This window comes from Actinoalloteichus hymeniacidonis (genome assembly GCF_014203365.1).
Classification (GTDB): Bacteria; Actinomycetota; Actinomycetes; order Mycobacteriales; family Pseudonocardiaceae; genus Actinoalloteichus_A; species Actinoalloteichus_A hymeniacidonis.
Map to the genome: position 1 here is coordinate 693,471 of NZ_JACHIS010000001.1, position 15,770 is coordinate 709,240.

At 68.6% G+C, this 15,770-nt stretch carries 16 protein-coding genes; 12 read left to right on the forward strand and 4 right to left on the reverse strand.

Annotation, left to right across the window (positions count from 1 at the left end; all coding sequences use genetic code 11):
- The first annotated feature begins 313 nt into the window (after window positions 1–313).
- The 7 genes from mbhE to mnhG are packed head-to-tail and all read left to right on the forward strand — an operon-like array spanning window position 314 to window position 6,621.
- Window positions 314–2,806: a hydrogen gas-evolving membrane-bound hydrogenase subunit E gene (mbhE, locus tag BKA25_RS03220; RefSeq protein WP_069852254.1), complete on the forward strand. Its 2,493-nt coding sequence runs from the start codon at window positions 314–316 to the stop codon at window positions 2,804–2,806.
- Window positions 2,803–3,342, forward strand: coding sequence for an MnhB domain-containing protein (locus BKA25_RS03225; protein WP_069852252.1), 540 nt, complete (start codon window positions 2,803–2,805; stop codon window positions 3,340–3,342). The genes mbhE and BKA25_RS03225 overlap by 4 nt, the downstream gene beginning before the upstream one ends.
- Window positions 3,339–3,773 (forward strand): Na(+)/H(+) antiporter subunit C, encoded by a 435-nt coding sequence (locus BKA25_RS03230; protein ID WP_069852250.1) that lies wholly within the window; start codon window positions 3,339–3,341, stop codon window positions 3,771–3,773. The genes BKA25_RS03225 and BKA25_RS03230 overlap by 4 nt, the downstream gene beginning before the upstream one ends.
- Window positions 3,770–5,302 (forward strand): Na+/H+ antiporter subunit D, encoded by a 1,533-nt coding sequence (locus tag BKA25_RS03235; protein ID WP_069852248.1) that lies wholly within the window; start codon window positions 3,770–3,772, stop codon window positions 5,300–5,302. The genes BKA25_RS03230 and BKA25_RS03235 overlap by 4 nt, the downstream gene beginning before the upstream one ends.
- Complete coding sequence (locus tag BKA25_RS03240; RefSeq protein WP_069852246.1) at window positions 5,299–6,003, forward strand: Na+/H+ antiporter subunit E; 705 nt, start codon at window positions 5,299–5,301, stop codon at window positions 6,001–6,003. Before BKA25_RS03235 ends, BKA25_RS03240 begins: the two co-directional genes overlap by 4 nt.
- 1 nt (window position 6,004) lies before the next feature.
- Window positions 6,005–6,271: an MrpF/PhaF family protein gene (locus tag BKA25_RS03245; protein WP_069852245.1), complete on the forward strand. Its 267-nt coding sequence runs from the start codon at window positions 6,005–6,007 to the stop codon at window positions 6,269–6,271.
- The gene (mnhG, locus tag BKA25_RS03250) at window positions 6,268–6,621 is read left to right on the forward strand and encodes a monovalent cation/H(+) antiporter subunit G (protein ID WP_069852243.1); all 354 of its coding nucleotides are present in this window, start codon (window positions 6,268–6,270) and stop codon (window positions 6,619–6,621) included. The genes BKA25_RS03245 and mnhG overlap by 4 nt, the downstream gene beginning before the upstream one ends.
- Before the next feature lie 101 nt (window positions 6,622–6,722).
- On the opposite strand, the gene BKA25_RS03255 is transcribed toward mnhG, so the two are convergent.
- Together BKA25_RS03255 and BKA25_RS03260 are read right to left on the reverse strand one after the other, a co-directional pair.
- Complete coding sequence (locus BKA25_RS03255; protein ID WP_084643390.1) at window positions 6,723–8,270, reverse strand: PH domain-containing protein; 1,548 nt, start codon at window positions 8,268–8,270, stop codon at window positions 6,723–6,725.
- Window positions 8,267–8,776: a PH domain-containing protein gene (locus BKA25_RS03260; RefSeq protein ID WP_069852241.1), complete on the reverse strand. Its 510-nt coding sequence runs from the start codon at window positions 8,774–8,776 to the stop codon at window positions 8,267–8,269. The genes BKA25_RS03255 and BKA25_RS03260 overlap by 4 nt, the downstream gene beginning before the upstream one ends.
- Window positions 8,777–8,881: 105 nt before the next feature.
- Between BKA25_RS03260 and BKA25_RS03265 the strand changes: the two genes are divergently transcribed.
- The 3 genes from BKA25_RS03265 (at window position 8,882) to BKA25_RS03275 (ending at window position 12,182) form a co-directional block, all read left to right on the forward strand.
- Window positions 8,882–9,496, forward strand: coding sequence for a TetR/AcrR family transcriptional regulator (locus BKA25_RS03265; protein WP_172803864.1), 615 nt, complete (start codon window positions 8,882–8,884; stop codon window positions 9,494–9,496).
- Between the two features lie 72 nt (window positions 9,497–9,568).
- Window positions 9,569–10,999: a xylulokinase gene (gene xylB / locus BKA25_RS03270; RefSeq protein WP_069852238.1), complete on the forward strand. Its 1,431-nt coding sequence runs from the start codon at window positions 9,569–9,571 to the stop codon at window positions 10,997–10,999.
- Window positions 10,959–12,182: an ROK family transcriptional regulator gene (locus BKA25_RS03275; protein ID WP_069852236.1), complete on the forward strand. Its 1,224-nt coding sequence runs from the start codon at window positions 10,959–10,961 to the stop codon at window positions 12,180–12,182. Before xylB ends, BKA25_RS03275 begins: the two co-directional genes overlap by 41 nt.
- A 52-nt stretch (window positions 12,183–12,234) precedes the next feature.
- Here the strand turns inward: BKA25_RS03275 and BKA25_RS03280 are convergent, their stop codons facing one another.
- Together BKA25_RS03280 and BKA25_RS03285 are read right to left on the reverse strand one after the other, a co-directional pair.
- Window positions 12,235–13,002, reverse strand: coding sequence for an ABC transporter permease (locus BKA25_RS03280; protein WP_069852234.1), 768 nt, complete (start codon window positions 13,000–13,002; stop codon window positions 12,235–12,237).
- Window positions 12,999–13,736 carry an ABC transporter ATP-binding protein gene (locus tag BKA25_RS03285; protein ID WP_069852232.1) on the reverse strand — a complete coding sequence of 246 codons (738 nt, stop codon included), beginning with the start codon at window positions 13,734–13,736 and terminating at the stop codon, window positions 12,999–13,001. Before BKA25_RS03285 ends, BKA25_RS03280 begins: the two co-directional genes overlap by 4 nt.
- A 112-nt stretch (window positions 13,737–13,848) precedes the next feature.
- On the opposite strand from BKA25_RS03285, the gene BKA25_RS03290 reads away from it, so the two are divergent.
- On the forward strand, window positions 13,849–14,949 hold the full coding sequence (locus BKA25_RS03290; RefSeq protein WP_216637762.1) for a sensor histidine kinase: 1,101 nt from the start codon (window positions 13,849–13,851) through the stop codon (window positions 14,947–14,949).
- A complete protein-coding gene (locus BKA25_RS03295) occupies window positions 14,934–15,590 on the forward strand; it encodes a response regulator (RefSeq protein WP_311734450.1) in 657 nt (218 codons plus the stop codon). The genes BKA25_RS03290 and BKA25_RS03295 overlap by 16 nt, the downstream gene beginning before the upstream one ends.
- Window positions 15,591–15,770 lie beyond the last annotated feature (180 nt).

The following is a 15,770-nucleotide window of genomic DNA, read 5'->3' on the forward strand; positions in this document are numbered from 1 at the left end:
ATCACAGGTCAACCGTGCCGTAAGTGTGCCCAGAGATGTATCGGCCGGCGGGTTCACGGCCTCGGAACGGCGGGTTTCACCAGGACCTCACAACGGCGTCGATCTACCGAGATCGGCGCCTCTGCGCCGTGCCGATGCAAGAAGGGTGCTCGGACGACCGTAGGATTTCCGTTGTCCCGCGTAGTGCCAGACGGACCTGACAGTCCGCCATGCCCCATGCCTGCGTGGGTCGTGACCAGGCGATCCACCCGAGTCACGGAGGAGCGATGAGCGAACTCGGCCAGGCGGCAGCGCCGCGTAGGAGGGAGTTCGTGTGCTCCTGTTGGTGACTGCGCACCTCGTACTCGCGGCCCTACTGCCGCTCTTGGTGCGTCGACTCGGCCGCTGGGCCTTCGCGGTCGCGGCGGTTCTGCCCGCCCTGACCCTGGCGTGGTCGTTGAGTCGACTCTCCTCGGTGCTGGCGGACGAGCCCGTCGTCCAGACCTTCTCGTGGGCGCCCAGTATCGGGCTCGAGATGGTGCTGCGGCTCGACGTCCTCTCGATGTTGATGATCTTCCTGGTCTCCGGGCTGGGTGCGCTGATCCTCGCCTACTGCGTCTATTACTTCGGCTCCCACGGCGAGGGGATCGGGCGGACCTCCGCCCTGCTGCTCGCCTTCGCGGGGGCCATGTTCGGCCTGGTCGTCGCGGACGACCTCATCAGCCTCTACATCTTCTGGGAGCTGACGACGGTCTGCTCCTTCCTGCTGGTCGGGCAGGACGGCGTCGGCAAGAAGATGCGTCGCTCCTCGGTGCAGGCCCTGTTGGTCACCGTGTTCGGCGGCCTGACGATGCTGATGGGCGTCATCATGCTCGGCCACGCGGCGGGCACCTTCCGCATCTCCGAGATCGTCGCCGACCCGCCGAGCGGCACCGGGGTCAGCGTCGCCGTGGTGCTGGTCCTCGTCGGCGCGTTCACCAAGTCGGCGCAGATGCCCTTCCACCCCTGGCTGCCCGGCGCGATGGTCGCGCCGACGCCGGTCAGCGCCTACCTGCACGCGGCGTCCATGGTCAAGGCGGGCGTCTACCTGGTCGCGCGGCTGGCCCCGGCCTTCGGCGGCCTGACCTCGTGGTGGCTGCCGATCGCGGTGATCGGTATAGCGACGATGCTCATCGGCGGTGTCCGAGCGCTCTACCAGCACGACCTCAAGACGATGCTGGCCTATGGAACCGTGAGCCAGCTCGGCTTCCTGATGGTGCTCACCGGCGGTGGCACCTACATCGCCGCGATCGCGGGCGTCACGATGCTCCTGGCGCACGGATTGTTCAAGGCGGCGCTGTTCCTGGTGGTGGGCATCGTCGACCACCAGGCGGGCACTCGGGACATTCGAAAGCTGTCTGGCTTGGGCCGACGATTCCCGGGGCTGGCCGCGTTGGCCGTCATCGCGGCGGGCTCGATGGCCGGTATTCCGCCGTTGCTCGGCTTCATCGGCAAGGAAGCGGCGTTCGAGGCCTTCGCTCACCAGGGCGGGGCCCGGGGTGTGCTGGTGCTGATCGGTCTGGTCCTGGGCTCGGTGCTCACCGTCGCCTACAGCATCCGTCTGGTCTGGGGCGCGTTCGGCGACAAGCCGGGCGTGACACCCAGCGTGGCGCCCGCTCCCTCGATGGGCCTGGTGCTGCCCGCCGCGATCCCCGCGTTGGCCGGCCTGGTCCTCGGACTGTGGCCCGCGCCGGTGGAGACGCTGGTGGCGCCGTACGCGGCGGGCTTCCCCTCGGACGGCGAGGCCTATCACCTGGCGTTGTGGCACGGGTTCAACCTGCCGCTGTTGTTGTCGGCGGTGGTCGTGGTCCTCGGCCTCGGTGTCTGGTGGTTTCGGGAGCGGACGGCCGACAAGCCCGCGCCCAAGCTGCCGCATTTCCTGCACGCCCAGACCTTCTACGACCGATCGGTGCTCTCCTTGGAGGTGCTGTCCTACGGCGTGACCGGGCGATTGCAGGTCGGTTCGCTGCCGACCTACCTGGGCATCATCCTGCTCACGATGCTGTTCATCCCGGGGACGGCGGTGCTGACCGGCACCTCGTTCCTCGGCGAGCAGCAGCTGTGGCACTCGGCGGCGCAGGTACCGCTTGCGGTGTTGGTGTGTGTGGGTGCGATCGCCTTGACGATGGTGCGCCAGCGGCTGACCGCGGTGTTGTTGACCGGCGGGATCGGTTACGCCATCGGTGCCTTGTTCGTCGTCGACGGCGGGCCCGACCTGGCCTTGGCCCAATTCCTGGTCGAGACGCTGACGCTGGTCGCCTTCGTCTTCGTCTTGCGTAAGCTGCCCGCGCGCTTCACCCAGATCGAGTCGGCGAAACGACTCCGGTGGCCCAAGGTGGTGATCTCGGTGGCGGCCGGTGCCTTCGTGGCCGTCGCAACCGTGATCTTCTCCGGTGCTCGACAGGCGCCGCCGACCTCCAGCGAGGAGTTCATCTCCCGGGCCGAGGACGGTGCGAACGCCACCAACGTGGTCAACGCGATCCTGGTCGACTTCCGAGCGTTCGACACCGTCGGGGAGATCACCGTCCTCGCGGTCGCGGCGACCGGCGTGGCCAGCCTGATCCTCGCGGTACGCCGTACCAGGACTCCCTCGCCCGTGGAGGTCGAGGAGCAGACGGTGTTGGCCGCGCCGGGCGGCCGCAGCGGTGGGGCAGGCGGCGACGAACTCGGTGCCAAGAGCGCAACCGAGAGCACCGACGGCAGCCGTGGGCAGCGTGGCGAGACCGGCGCGGACGGTGCGCCCTCGAACGAGGAGTCCAAGCGGACCAACGACGAGGAGGCACCATGACGATCGGCAGGCTCCCGTCCTGGGAGGACTGGGACACGCCACGCGAGCAATGGCTGCTCGCGGGCGATTCCCGCGACGGCCGAGAACGGTCGGTGCTCCTGGAGGTCGCGGTCCGGCTGCTGTTCCCCACGGTTCTCGTGCTCTCGCTCTACCTGCTCTTCGCGGGGCACAACCGGGCGGGCGGCGGATTCTCCGGCGGTCTGGTAGCCGGACAGGCCTTCGTCCTGCGCTACATCGCGGGCGGCCCGTTGGAGATGCGGGCGGCGGTGAAGCTGCGGCCGCCGGTGATCATCGGCCTGGGATTGAGCCTGGCGGTGTTGTCCGCGCTGGTCCCCACCTTCTTCGGTGGCCACGTGCTGGAGAGCTACGCCTTCGAGACCGACCTGCCCGTGCTCGGGCATCTGAAGTTTGTCACCAGCCTCCTGCTCGACGTGGGGGTGTACGTGTTGATCGTCGGAGTCGTCATCGACCTCTTGCGCACTCTCGGCGCGGGCATCGAGGAACAGCTGGTGCGGAACCGAAGGGTGATGCGATGACCGGCGGCCCGATCAATGTCGTGATGGCGATCACTCTCGGCGTGCTGTACTCGGCTGGCTTCTACCTACTGCTGCAGCGCTCGCTGATGAGGATCATCATCGGCATCGTCATCATCGGCCACGGCGCCAACCTGTTCCTCCAGTCGGCGGGCGGCCCGCCCGGCAGGCCGCCCATCCTGGGCGGAGTCGAGGTCGAGGAGATGACCGACCCCCTGCCGCAGGCGATGGCATTGACGGCCATCGTGATCACCTTCGCGCTGTCCACCTTCCTGCTCGCCCTGGCCTATCGATCCTCGGTGTTGCTGGGCCACGACGAAGTGCGTGACGACGTCGAGGACCGGCGAATCAGACGGCTGCAACAACGCCTCGCCGAGGATGAGGACGACGACGACGAGAACGAGACCGACGACCACGAGGAGGCCGTTCGGTGAACGTGCTCGTAGCGCTGCCGGTATTGCTTCCCCTGCTGGCGGCGGCTTTGTCCCTGGTTCTGGGCAGCTTCGCGAACCTGCAGCGGCTCTTGGGCGTGCTGGTGCTGACGTTCATTGCCGTGGACGCCGGTTTCCTGCTGGTCACCGCCGACCGGGAGGGCCCGGTCGTACTGCAGATGGGCGGCTGGGCCGCGCCCTTCGGCATCACGCTGATCGCCGACCGACTCGCCGCGTTGCTGCTGTTGGTCTCGGCGGTGGTCATGCTGGCGGTGTTGATCTTCTCGATCGGCCAGCGGATCACCGACTACGGTCGGGACACCTCCAGTACGGCGTTCCACCCGATGTACCTGGTGCTGTGTGCGGGTGTGGCGCTGGCCTACCTCACCGGCGACCTGTTCAACCTGTTCGTGGCCTTCGAGATCATGCTCGCGGCCTCGTACGTGCTGATCGTGCGGCGAACCACGGCAACCCGGATACGCGCCGGGATGACCTACATCATCGTCAGCCTCACCTCGTCGCTGCTGTTCATCACGATGATCGGTCTGGTCTACGCCGCTACCGGAACGGTGAACATGGCGGACCTGGCCGGGCGCGTCGGTGATCTGCCGCCCGGTATCCAGACGGCCCTGGGGCTGCTGATGGTCGTGGTCTTCGGTATCAAGGCCGCGATGGTGCCGCTGCACTTCTGGCTGCCGGACAGCTACCCGACGGCGCCCGCGCCGATCACGGCGATCTTCGCCGGGCTGCTGACCAAGGTCGGGGTCTACGCCCTGATCCGCACCCAGACGTTGATCTTCGATCATGATCAGGGCTGGACGCTGATGCTGGTCATCGCGCTGGTCACGATGATCATCGGCGCCCTGGGCGCGATAGCGCAGAACGACATCAACCGATTGCTGTCCTTCCTACTGGTCAGCCACATCGGTTACATGTTGTTCGGCCTGGGGCTCTACGACGTGATCGGCTTGGCGGGCGTCATCCTCTACGTGGTGCACCACATCACGGTGCAGGCGACGTTGTTCCTGGTCAGCGGTCTGCTCACCCGACATACCGGCACGGTGGCGCTTCGCAGGATGGGCGGTATCGCGAAGGCGTATCCGCTGGTGGCCGTGCTGTTCGCCCTGCCTGCGCTGAGCCTGGCGGGCATCCCGCCGTTCTCCGGCTTCGTGGCCAAGCTGGTGTTGCTGCAGGGTGGCGTCGGGGTCGGCACCACGACCGCCTACATCGCCACGGCGGCGGCGGTGCTGACCAGCTTCCTCACCCTGTACGCGATGGCCAAGATCTGGGTGCTGGGGTTCTGGGGCAAGGCACGCGCCCCGCACGCCGACCCGGATCCCACCGATGAGCTGATCATCGGCACCGGATCGACCTCGAAGTCGATGGTGGTCGCCACCGGCTCGATGGTCGTCTTCGGCGTGTTGATCGCGGTGCTGGCCGGACCGCTGTCGGAGATCAGTGCTCGTGCCGCCGAGGACCTGCTCGACGGCGGGCCGTACGTGACCGCCGTGCTGGGAGAGGACGCGGGATGACCGTGACGCGCAAGGCCCGCCGACACGCCTGGCTTCGGCTGCCGCTGATCATCTGGCTGGCCGTGGTGTGGGTGCTGTTGTGGGGAACGCTGGACGTGCCCACCGCGGTGGCCGGTCTGACGGTCGCGATCGTGGTGGTCGTCGCCTTCCCGATGCCCGCCATCGCGACCAGGCTGCGCCTGCGTCCGCTTCGACTGCTGTACCTGCTGGTGTGGGTGTTGGCCGACCTGCTGACCTCGGCGTTGCAGGTTGCCTGGGAATCGGTTCGCTTCGGTCCGCGCACCAAGGCGGCCATCATCTCCGTCCCGGTTCCCTCCGACATCGACCACGTGGTGGTGGCTGCGGCGAACCTGGTGTCCCTGGGCCCCGGAAAGTTCGTCCTGCAGATCGACCGTGCCCAGCGGGTCTTCTACGTCTACGCGCTGGGCCTGCGGGACAGCTCGCACCTGGCGAAGGTGCGTGGCGAGGTGTTGGCCCTGCAGCGCCTGGTGATCCTGGCGCTGGGCTCGGATGAGGACGTCGCGGCGATGCAGGCATCGACCTCGGCGCAGCCCGCTGAGTCGAAGCCTGCTGGGTCGAAGCCTGCTGCGCCGAAGCCCGCCGAGTCGGGGGCGACGGGGACGTCCGCCTCGGAATCAACGGCCGAGCCACGGCCCGACGGGGGTTCGGAGCCGGGCCCCGCCGACAGGGAGGACGGCTGAGATGGAGATCGTTTTCGCGATCACCCTGGCGCTGATCTGCGTCGCGGGGTTGATCATCATGGTCCGGCTGGTGCGTGGACCGACAACCCTGGACCGGATCGTGGCCGTCGACGTCCTGGTCATCCTCATCGTCGGCGGCACCGCCGTGAACATGGCGGGCCAGGGTGACGGGTCCAATGTCGCGCTGTTGGTGGCGGTGGCCCTGCTCGGGTTCATCGGCTCGATGACGGTCGTCCGGCTGGTGGAGCGGAAGGGGACGCACCGATGAGCATCGCGGACATCGTATCGTCGGTCTGCCTCATCGGAGGCGCCGTGTTCTGCGTGCTGGGCGCTCTGGGCGTGCTCTGGTTCCCCGACGTGACCTCGCGGCTGCAGGCGGCCACCAAGCCACAGACGCTCGGCCTGTTGTTGCTGTTGATCGGCACGGCGATCCAGCTGGACTTCGTCTACGCGTCGGGTCTGATCCTGGTCGGGCTCTTCCAGATGATCACCGCCCCGGTGCTGGCGCAGATGGCGGGTCGGGCCGCGTATCGGTCCGGCGCGATCCACGCCGAGTCCCTCGTCGTCGACGAGTTGGGCGAACGGTTGCAGCAGGAGAAGAACGAGCAAGCCAAGTAGATGGCGCGCGGGTTCGCCCGCGCGGCACCTCGGCTGCCTGCAGGCGCCCGGGGCAGGCGATCCGCAGTGCCGAGGCGCTGCCGCCTGCCCGCGGCGCCCGGCTAGTCCCGTTTCGTGTCGACGAGGAACGGCGCCACCAGATCTGGCAAGGCGTGATCGGCGAGTTCGACGCCCTCATCCTGATCGGCGTCGGGAATCCGATAGGCGCCGGTACCGCCCGCGATGGTGGCCGACAGGGTGATCAGACCATGTCGACGCTGGAACGGCGATCGGCGGATCGTCCAGCCGATGATGTCCGTCCGGCGCAGCACGGTGGTGTGGCGGCTCGCCGAACCCTTCCGTGAGACCAGGAACTCCGGGTCCAGGCCGTGTCCCAGGTTGCGGTAGGCGTCCAGCGCCAAGAGCACCGCGATGGGCAGCGCGACGACGGCGAACAACCAGCCGATATGGATCAGCACGTCGGTAAGCAGCAGACCGAGGCCCACCAGGAGCGCGGTGGGCGCCGCGACCCAACCCACCGCCCAGCCGAGTCGGCGGCGCCGGGCGATCCGAGGGTGGGGCGACAGCTCCGCTGCGTCGATCGGGAACGCGCTGCGCCGCAGTACTCGGGCGGCTACCGGCCAGGCCAGCCCGTTTCCGGTCGGCGGCAGCAGGGTTCCCCTGGCGGAGTTCTGTTCGTCCTCCGGGCTGCCCAACCCGGTGGCGACGGCCTCCACCGAGGCGCCTTTGGCCCACCGCAGCGACAGCGGTTCGCGGACCTCGACGCCCAGCACCCTCTTGCGTTCCAAAGTGATGTTGCGGGTGGTCAGCAGGCCGCGCCGGACGTGCAGGGCCTCGCTGTCCTCGGTGAGTCGGTGTCGCCACCAGGTCTCGGCGTAGACCAGGACACTGCCCAGTGTCCCGATGACGAGCAGGGCCAGCAGCAACGCGCCGATGACCAGCGGCAGTGGGAAGTCGGCCAGCCGACCGACCAGGTCGGGTATCACCTGCCGGTCCATGTCGACGCCCAGGATGTCGAGTCCCTCATAGACGGCGCCGAAGGCGGCGAGGCCGAGTAGCGGGGTGGTGAAGGAGAACGGGGCGAACCGGATCCAACTCGGCGTCCACGAGGCGATCTCCGGTGAATCGGTCGCCTCGGCCCGCCGGGGCAGCAGGCTGGCGCGGAGTCGTTCGGCCTCCGCTCGACCCAGCGGCGACAACGCCAATGCCTCGCTGTCGCTTGCGTTCTCCCCGGTGCCGATGCGCAGTCCGGTGAGTCCGTACATCCTGCCGACCGGCTCGGCGGTGGCGTCGACGTTGCGGATCCGGTCGAGCGCGACACTGCGTCTGCTGCGGAACAGCACGCCCGTGTGCAGTTCGAAACGGCCCCCTGCCACCCGGAATCGGGTGGTGCGCAGCCGGAGCCATTCATAGAGCGTGACCAGGATAGGCAGCGGCAGGACACTTAACCAGATGATCCAACCGGGCACCGATCGGTAGATCAGGATGGCGGCGGTCAGCACGGCGAGGCCGAGCAGGTAGGTGCCCGCGACGGCGGGGGTGAGCGGGTGCAGCCGCCGCCAGTCGGCGAACTCCTCGGTGGTGGCGTCGGTCGCGGGATGCGGGTCGGCGGGTCCGGTCGGGTTGGTGGTCGCGGGTTGCTCGGTCATGTCGCGTCACCTGCGGTCGCTGCGGTCGATTGGGTCTGTTCGGTGAGCCGCTGGGCGATCTCCTCGGCCAGTTCGTGATCCAGGCCCTCGATGCGTAACGCGCCCTTCGCAGAGGCGGTCGTGACGGTCACGGTGGCCAGACCGAACATCCGCTCCAGCGGCCCGCGCACGGTGTCGACGGTCTGGATCCTGGCCAGCGGGGCGATCCGGGACTGCTGCCAGAACCAACCGCTGCGGGTGTACACGGCGATGTCGGTGGTCTCCCAGCGGTGCACCCGGTAGCGCCAGCCCGGCATCACGGCGGCGTAGCAGGCGGCGAGCACGCCGAGCACGACGGCGGGCATGGCCAACCAGAACCGGGCGGGGCTGATCAACCAGGCGAGCAGGGCGAGGACCGCGATCGGGGGCAGCGCGATCACGATCGCTTGGAGCAACCACCAGCCGATGGCTCGGCGATCGGGTCGATTGCGGGGTGGCCGAAGCCGGAATGGTCGGGAGCCGGACATATCGACGATCGCCCTTCTTCTCTTGGGACACGTACGATCGATACGAGCGTATCGCGTGGCCGATACGCTCGTATCGCATACATGGCGGAAAGGGCGTCGACCGAGGTGACGAGCACCACTGGCCAAGGAGATCAGCGTCGTGAGATCGGTGCCGCGCTGTTGCGGCTGGTCGCCGACGGCGGTATCGACGCGGTATCGATGCGGGCGGTCGCCGCCGAGGCCGAGGTCTCCCTGGGCATGGTGCAGCGTCGCTTCACCAACAAGGACGCACTGCTGCTCTTCACCTACCGCGAGTGCATCGCCGCGATGGCCCAAAGGATCACCGACGCCGTGACACAGTCGTTGCAGGAACCGTTGTTGCAGATCTTGCGGGCCACGGTGATCGCCGTGCTGCCGACGGACCGCACCCGCCGAACGGAATGGCGGTTCATCATCGCCTTCGGCGAGCGGTTCGGCCGTCGACCCGAGATCGCCGAGATGATCGCGCACGACGATGCGATTTCGCAGCACGACATCCTGGGGCTGCTTACCGAGGCACAACGGCTCGGCCAGATCCCGACCGGGCACGACCTGGTAGGCGCCGCCCAGATGGTCCGCACCGTGGTCGAGGGACTGACCATGTCGTTGCTGCACCGCGACGACGTCGAGGGCTTCGACATCGACCTGCGGAGCCTGGACACCGCGCTGAAGCTGCTAACCGCTACCCCGGCGCCTGATTGATGCCGATACGGGCCGAAGCGGAAGCCACCGGTCCCTGTTCGTCACGGCTCTCGTGCGGTTGAATCTCGACCCATGACCGTGGTGCTCGGAATCGATAGCTCGACCCAGTCGACGAAGGTCTTGGCCGTGGACGCGGACAGCGGTCGGATTCTCGCCGACGCCCGTGCCGCGCATCCCGATGGGAGCGAGGTGGACCCCCAACACTGGTGGACCGCCTGCAACCAGGCGATGGCCGAGGTGACCGACCAACTCGACGAACCGGTCGCGGCCATCTCGGTGGCGGGCCAGCAGCACGGCATGGTGACCGTGGACGCGGCGGGCGAACCGGTGCGGCCCGCCCTGCTGTGGAACGACACCCGGTCGGCCGGACAGGCCGCCGAACTGGTCGATGCCATCGGGGCGGACGCCTGGGCGCAGCGGACCGGCCTGGTGCCGGTGGCGAGCTTCACCGTCACCAAGCTGGCATGGTTGGCCGCCAACGAACCCGAGAACGCCGACCGAGTCGACTCCGTTCTGCTGCCCCATGACTGGTTGACCTGGAAGTTGGCGGGTGGCGGCAAGGCCGAGGCGTTCACCGATCGGGGCGACGCCTCCGGCACCGGTTACTTCTCCGGCCGTGAGGGCCGCTGGCTCCCCGACCTGCTTGGCGAGGCCTTCGGGGGCCGGAATCCCCGGTTGCCCACGGTGTTGGGCCCGACCGGCACCGCAGGTCGTGGGCCGGGCGGCGCCGTCCTCGGGGCGGGCACCGGCGACAACATGGCGGCCGGGCTGGGACTCGCTGCGGGCCCGGGCGACGTGGTGATCTCCCTGGGCACCTCGGGAACCGTCTTCGCGGTCACCGAGGAGGCGACCCAGGATCCGAGCGGCATCGTGGCGGGCTTCTGCGATGCCACCGGCCGCTTCCTGCCACTGGTCTGCACCCTCAACGCGGCGCGGGTGTTAACGGCGGCGGCCTCGATGCTGGACACCGACCTCGCAGGCTTGGACGCTCTCGCGCTGCGGGCCCAGCCCGGCGCGGGCGGACTGACCCTGCTGCCGTACCTCGACGGCGAGCGCACCCCGAACCTGCCCGACGCGACGGGCACCCTGACCGGTCTCACCCGACACAACATGACCCCGGAGAACCTGGCCAGGGCGGCCGTCGAGGGAATGCTGTGCGGACTCGCCGAGGGCCTGGTGGCGTTGCGGGAACTGGGAGTCGCCGTCCGTCGGGTGCTGTTGGTGGGTGGCGCGTCCCGATCCGCCGCCGTGCAGGCGGTGGCTCCCGCGCTGTTCGGAGTGCCGGTGGAGGTCCCGGAGCCCGGCGAGTACGTGGCCCTGGGCGCCGCCAGGCAGGCGGCGTGGGCGTTGACAGGTGGGGAGCACCCGCCTGTGTGGCCGGTGGAATCCGTACGCTTCGAAGTGGAGGAGGAGTCGGGTTCGGCCGTGTGGGAAGCACACGCGCAGGCGCGACGGACAGTACATGGATCGATTCAGTCCACCGGCGAGGTCGCCGCTGGGTGACAAGCCACCTCGGGTGGAGACGCTCGACCAGTCGCGATTGCTGACCCTGATGCGAGACGAGGGTCCGATGTCGCGGGTCGAACTGGGCGAGCGTCTCGGCCTGCCGAGGGCGCGGTTGGCCGCCGAGGTCAACCGTCTGGTCGAGCTCGGCCTCGTCGAGTCGGGTGGTCCGGCCGCCAGCCGTGGCGGTCGACGATCCACCTTGGTGGGCCTGTCGAGTTCGCTTCGGCTGTTGGCCGTCGACATCGGCGCGACCTCGGTCGGTGTGGCCGTCACCGACGCCTACTGCGAGGTGATCGAGCACCTCGTCGAGGAATGCGAGGTCCGGGCGGGCCCGGCTGCGGTCCTGGACCGGGTGGTCGCCTTGGCGACGCTGGTGCTGGCCAAGGCGCCGGGACGACTGCTGGCCGCCGGGGTCGGCCTGCCGGGACCGGTGAGCTTCCGGGAGGGCATGCCGGTGGCACCGCCGATCATGCCCGGCTGGGACCGCTTCCCGGTGCGGGATCGCTTGGCGGGCCAGTGGGGTTGCCCGGTCACCGTCGACAACGACGTGAACGCGATGGCCCTCGGCGAGCGGCATGCCGGGGTGGCGCGTTCGCTGGACGACCTGATCTTCGTCAAGGTCGGCACCGGCATCGGTTGCGGAATCCTGTTGGGCGGCCGGGTGTATCGCGGTGTCGCGGGCACGGCGGGCGACATCGGACACATCCGGCTCGACGACTACGGCCCGGCCTGCGCCTGCGGCGAGGTCGGTTGCCTGGAGGCCTATTTCGGTGGCGCCGCGCTGGCCAGAGACGCGGTCACGCTTGCTCGGAGCGCCCGATCGGAGTTCCTCGCCGAGGCCCTGACCCAGCGCGGCGAGTTGTCGGCGCGGGATGTGGCACTGGCGGCGGGCGCGGGCGATGTCGCGGCGGTCAACCTGGTGCGCGAGGGCGGCCGCCGACTCGGCCAGGTCGTGGCCTCGCTGGTCAGCTTCATCAATCCCGGCATGGTGGTGATCGGTGGCGGCGTCGCGCGGCTCGGACATCAACTCCTCGCCGAGGTACGCAGCTCCGTGTATCGCCGCTCGATGCCCCTGGCGACCGGCAATCTGCCGATCGTGTTGTCCGAATTGGGCGACCTGGCCGGAGTCATCGGTGCCGCCTGGACCTCCAGCGAACGCGCCTTCGCCGTCACGACCTGAGTACCGGGCGGCGGCCCGCAGCCGAATGCTGCGGGCCGCTGAACACATGCCGCTATTCCCAGCGGAAGAGCGCGGCGGCGACGCCGACGCCGAGCACGGTCGTCACACCGAGCGAGATCAGGGATTGCACCGCGACCGGCTCGCCTCCCCACGCTGCGGCCAGGGCATCGACCGAGGCGCCGAAGGGAAGCCAGTCGCCAATGGTCGCCAGCGCATCGGGGAGTGCGTCCGGTCCGCCGAACATCCCGCCGAGCGCGCCGAGGGCGAAGAACATGACCAGACCGATCGCGACCGCCGAATTCGGCGTCGGGGCGACCGCCGCGACCAGCATGCCCAGGGCATACATCGCCGCCATGACCAGGACATAGACGCCCAACGCCGTGCCGAGGTGCACCGGCGGATTGGCCCCGAAACCGAGGAATGCGACGGCGATGGCTGCGCCGAGTCCGATCGTGGTCTGGATGACGCTCACGACGACCTGGGCGACGAGCACCATGGTCGGCGATGCGGGCGTGACCGAGAGTCTGCGCAGAATCCCCGTTCGGCGGTAATACGACAGGAAACTGGGCATGTTGATGATCCCGACCGTGGCCACCACCATGGTCAGCGCGAGCGGGAGGACGAACAGATCCAGGGCGGTGCGTCCGTTGGCCACGATCTCATCGCTGGCCGAGGACGCGCTCATCACCAGGATCAACAGCGGAAGCCCGATCGGGACGATCAGGCCTGCGGTGTCACGGATGACCATCTTGGCCTCGCAGCGGATCAGCGTGACCCACGCCGCCACACCGGGCCGATGGTTCTCGATCGCAGTGCTCATTCCGCGTCCTCCAGTTCCTTCCCGGTGAGCGCGACGAAGGCCTCATCCAGGTTCTTGGCCCCGGATCGGGCGACGAGCCCGGCCGGGGTGTCGAGTGCGATGACGCGGCCCGCGTCGATGAGCGCGATGCGATCGCAGAGGCGTTCGACCTCCTCCATGGCGTGGCTGACCAGCAGGATGGTGACGTTCTCCTCCACCAGCCGCTCGATGGTCTTCCACATCTGCCGCCTGGCGCGAGGGTCGAGACCGGTGGTGAGTTCGTCGAGGATCACCACGCGGGGTCGGCCCGCCAGCGCCAGCGCGATGGACAGCCGCTGTTGTTGGCCGCCCGAGAGCTTCTCGAAGCGAACGCGGCGCTGTTCACGCAGGCCGACGAGTTCCAGCAGTTCCTCGGCGGGCCGGGGGCTCGGGTAGAAGGTGCGGTACAGGCCGATGAGTTCGTCGACTGTCAACGCACTGTGCAGTACGGCCTGCTGTAGCTGGACGCCGAGCAGCTGACGCACCTTCGTGCGGTCCTGCTGCGGGTCCAAACCCAGGATCTTGACGCTGCCGCGATCCGGCCTGCGTAATCCGGCGATCATCTCGACCGTGGTGGTCTTGCCCGCGCCGTTGGTGCCCAGGACGCCGAGTACCTCGCCGGGGTGGACCGCCAGGCTCACGTCTTCCACGGCAGTCTTGGCGCCGTAGCGTTTGTGCAGGGACTTGGCGTCGATCGCCAGCGTCGGAGCTGTCATGCCGTAGGACGCTAGGCGCGTGGGACCCCGCCGCACCTGTGCCGATGGTCAGCAGATGCACCCATGACTTTCGGCACGGGTGAGGATCCGGCCCGCCTTCTACAGTGACGTGATGCGGCGGGTGAGCACGGACCAGTGGGCTGGGCTGGCGATGATCGTCGTGGCGGTGGCCGTGGGCGGACCGGTGTTGCTGGGCATGACGCAGCCCGACATCGGCCGAGGTTGGTGGTCGGTGCTGTTCGTGGTGTTCGTCGGGAGTCTGCTGTTCTCCGTCGGCGAGGGCGCGCCGAGATTCCGCAAGGCGATGCTGGCCGTGTCGGTCCTGTCCTCGTGGGCGGTCGTGTTGAGCACGCCCGACATGGGCCTGATGCCGATCCTGTTGGTGGTCAACTCGGCGGTGAGCGTCTATGTCGTTGCATTGCGCACCGGCTTGATCCTCGTCGGGCTCAACACCGGGGTGCTCACGCTGTTGCTGACCAGGGTGGAGCACAACGACCTGACCGAGACGGTGATCGTTCTCGGGTTCTACCTGCTCATCCAGCTGGCGACCTTGTTGAGCTCGGTGACGCTCGTTCGCGAGCAGCGGATGCGTCAGGAGCTGACGCAGGTGCACATCGATCTGCGGGCCGCCTCCGCCCTCCTGTCGGAATCGGCCCGCACCGCCGAGCGACTTCGGATCTCCCGCGAACTGCACGACCTCATCGGCCACCAGCTGACCGTCCTCACCTTGGAGTTGGAGGCGGCCCGACACCGCGAGGGCGAGCGAGTCCGTGAACACGTCACCAGGGCGGACCGGGTGGCCCGCGACCTGTTGGCCGATGTCCGAGCCACGGTGGGCGGGATGCGGACCGAACCGGCGGATCTCACCGAGATCCTGCGCGCGATCGGACGCGACCTGCCGGGCCTGGAGGTGTCGATCGACGTCGATCCCGGGATTCGGCTCGATGAGGCGCAGACGACCGCGTTGGTGCGGGCGGTGCAGGAGATCATCACCAACACCATCCGGCACGCCGACGCCCGGGAGCTGTGGATCGAGGTCTCCGTCGATGCGGGCAGGGCGGTGCTGACCGCGGTGGACGACGGCCGGGGCAACCGCGATCCGGTCGCGGGCAACGGGCTGCGCGGGCTCACCGAACGCTTCCGTGCCTTCGGCGGGGACGTGGTCTACGACGGCGACGACGGCTTCAAGGTGACGGGATGGTTGCCGACATGACCCGCGTCGTGGTGGTCGACGACCAGACGCTCGTGCGGCACGGCATCCGCACCCTGCTGGACATCGCCGACATCGACGTGGTCGGGGAGGCCGACGACGGTCGGGCCGCGCTGGAGATCGTCGCCGCGACGGACCCGGAGGTGATCCTGCTCGACCTGCGGATGCCCCGCTACGACGGCATCTGGACGTTGCGGGCGCTGGCGGAGCGCGGGGTCGAGATCCCGGTGCTCGTGCTCACCACCTTCGATGACGACACCCTCGTGCTGGACGCTCTGCGGGCAGGCGCACGCGGCTACCTGCTCAAAGATGTGACGGTCGAACAGCTCACCAGGGCCGTGCGCACCCTGGCCGACGGCGGCACGCTCATCGCGCCGTCCATCACCGATCGGATGCTCCGAGCGATCCGATCCGGCCCGCCGCCACCGGGTTTCGATGCCCGGCCGATGCAGGAACTCACCGAACGCGAGCGCGAGGTGCTGCGGTTGGTCGCCGAGGGTTACAGCAATCGGGAGATCGCCGAGGCCCTGTATCTCGCTGGCGGCACCGTGAAGAACCATGTGTCGACCATCCTGGTCAAACTCGGTGCCCGCGATCGGACCAACGCCGTCCTTCGCGCGCTGCATCAGGGTTTCCTGCGTTAGCGCCTTCGCCGGTCGCCCCCGGTCGGTGCGGCCGGACGTCGTCACGCACACGTCGGTTCGCTCGGAGCTGGTCGGGCCGAGTCCGATAAGGACCGGAGCAGGCAGGCGGTGCAGAGTGCGCCATGGCCGATCGAGACACGGTCGACCGGCGTATGGCTGGGATGTCGGGTAGTACCTCGG

Bases quoted from the DNA above. Each gene is read 5' to 3' on its own strand.
- BKA25_RS03225 (WP_069852252.1), top strand. From the start codon at position 2,803: ATGACGATCGGCAGGCTCCCGTCCTGGGAGGACTGGGACACGCCACGC.
- BKA25_RS03230 (WP_069852250.1), top strand. From the start codon at position 3,339: ATGACCGGCGGCCCGATCAATGTCGTGATGGCGATCACTCTCGGCGTG.
- BKA25_RS03240 (WP_069852246.1), top strand. From the start codon at position 5,299: ATGACCGTGACGCGCAAGGCCCGCCGACACGCCTGGCTTCGGCTGCCG.
- BKA25_RS03245 (WP_069852245.1), top strand. From the start codon at position 6,005: ATGGAGATCGTTTTCGCGATCACCCTGGCGCTGATCTGCGTCGCGGGG.
- mnhG (WP_069852243.1), top strand. From the start codon at position 6,268: ATGAGCATCGCGGACATCGTATCGTCGGTCTGCCTCATCGGAGGCGCC.
- BKA25_RS03255 (WP_084643390.1), bottom strand. From the start codon at position 8,270: ATGACCGAGCAACCCGCGACCACCAACCCGACCGGACCCGCCGACCCG.
- BKA25_RS03260 (WP_069852241.1), bottom strand. From the start codon at position 8,776: ATGTCCGGCTCCCGACCATTCCGGCTTCGGCCACCCCGCAATCGACCC.
- xylB (WP_069852238.1), top strand. From the start codon at position 9,569: ATGACCGTGGTGCTCGGAATCGATAGCTCGACCCAGTCGACGAAGGTC.
- BKA25_RS03275 (WP_069852236.1), top strand. From the start codon at position 10,959: ATGGATCGATTCAGTCCACCGGCGAGGTCGCCGCTGGGTGACAAGCCA.
- BKA25_RS03280 (WP_069852234.1), bottom strand. From the start codon at position 13,002: ATGAGCACTGCGATCGAGAACCATCGGCCCGGTGTGGCGGCGTGGGTC.
- BKA25_RS03285 (WP_069852232.1), bottom strand. From the start codon at position 13,736: ATGACAGCTCCGACGCTGGCGATCGACGCCAAGTCCCTGCACAAACGC.
- BKA25_RS03290 (WP_216637762.1), top strand. From the start codon at position 13,849: ATGCGGCGGGTGAGCACGGACCAGTGGGCTGGGCTGGCGATGATCGTC.
- BKA25_RS03295 (WP_311734450.1), top strand. From the start codon at position 14,934: ATGGTTGCCGACATGACCCGCGTCGTGGTGGTCGACGACCAGACGCTC.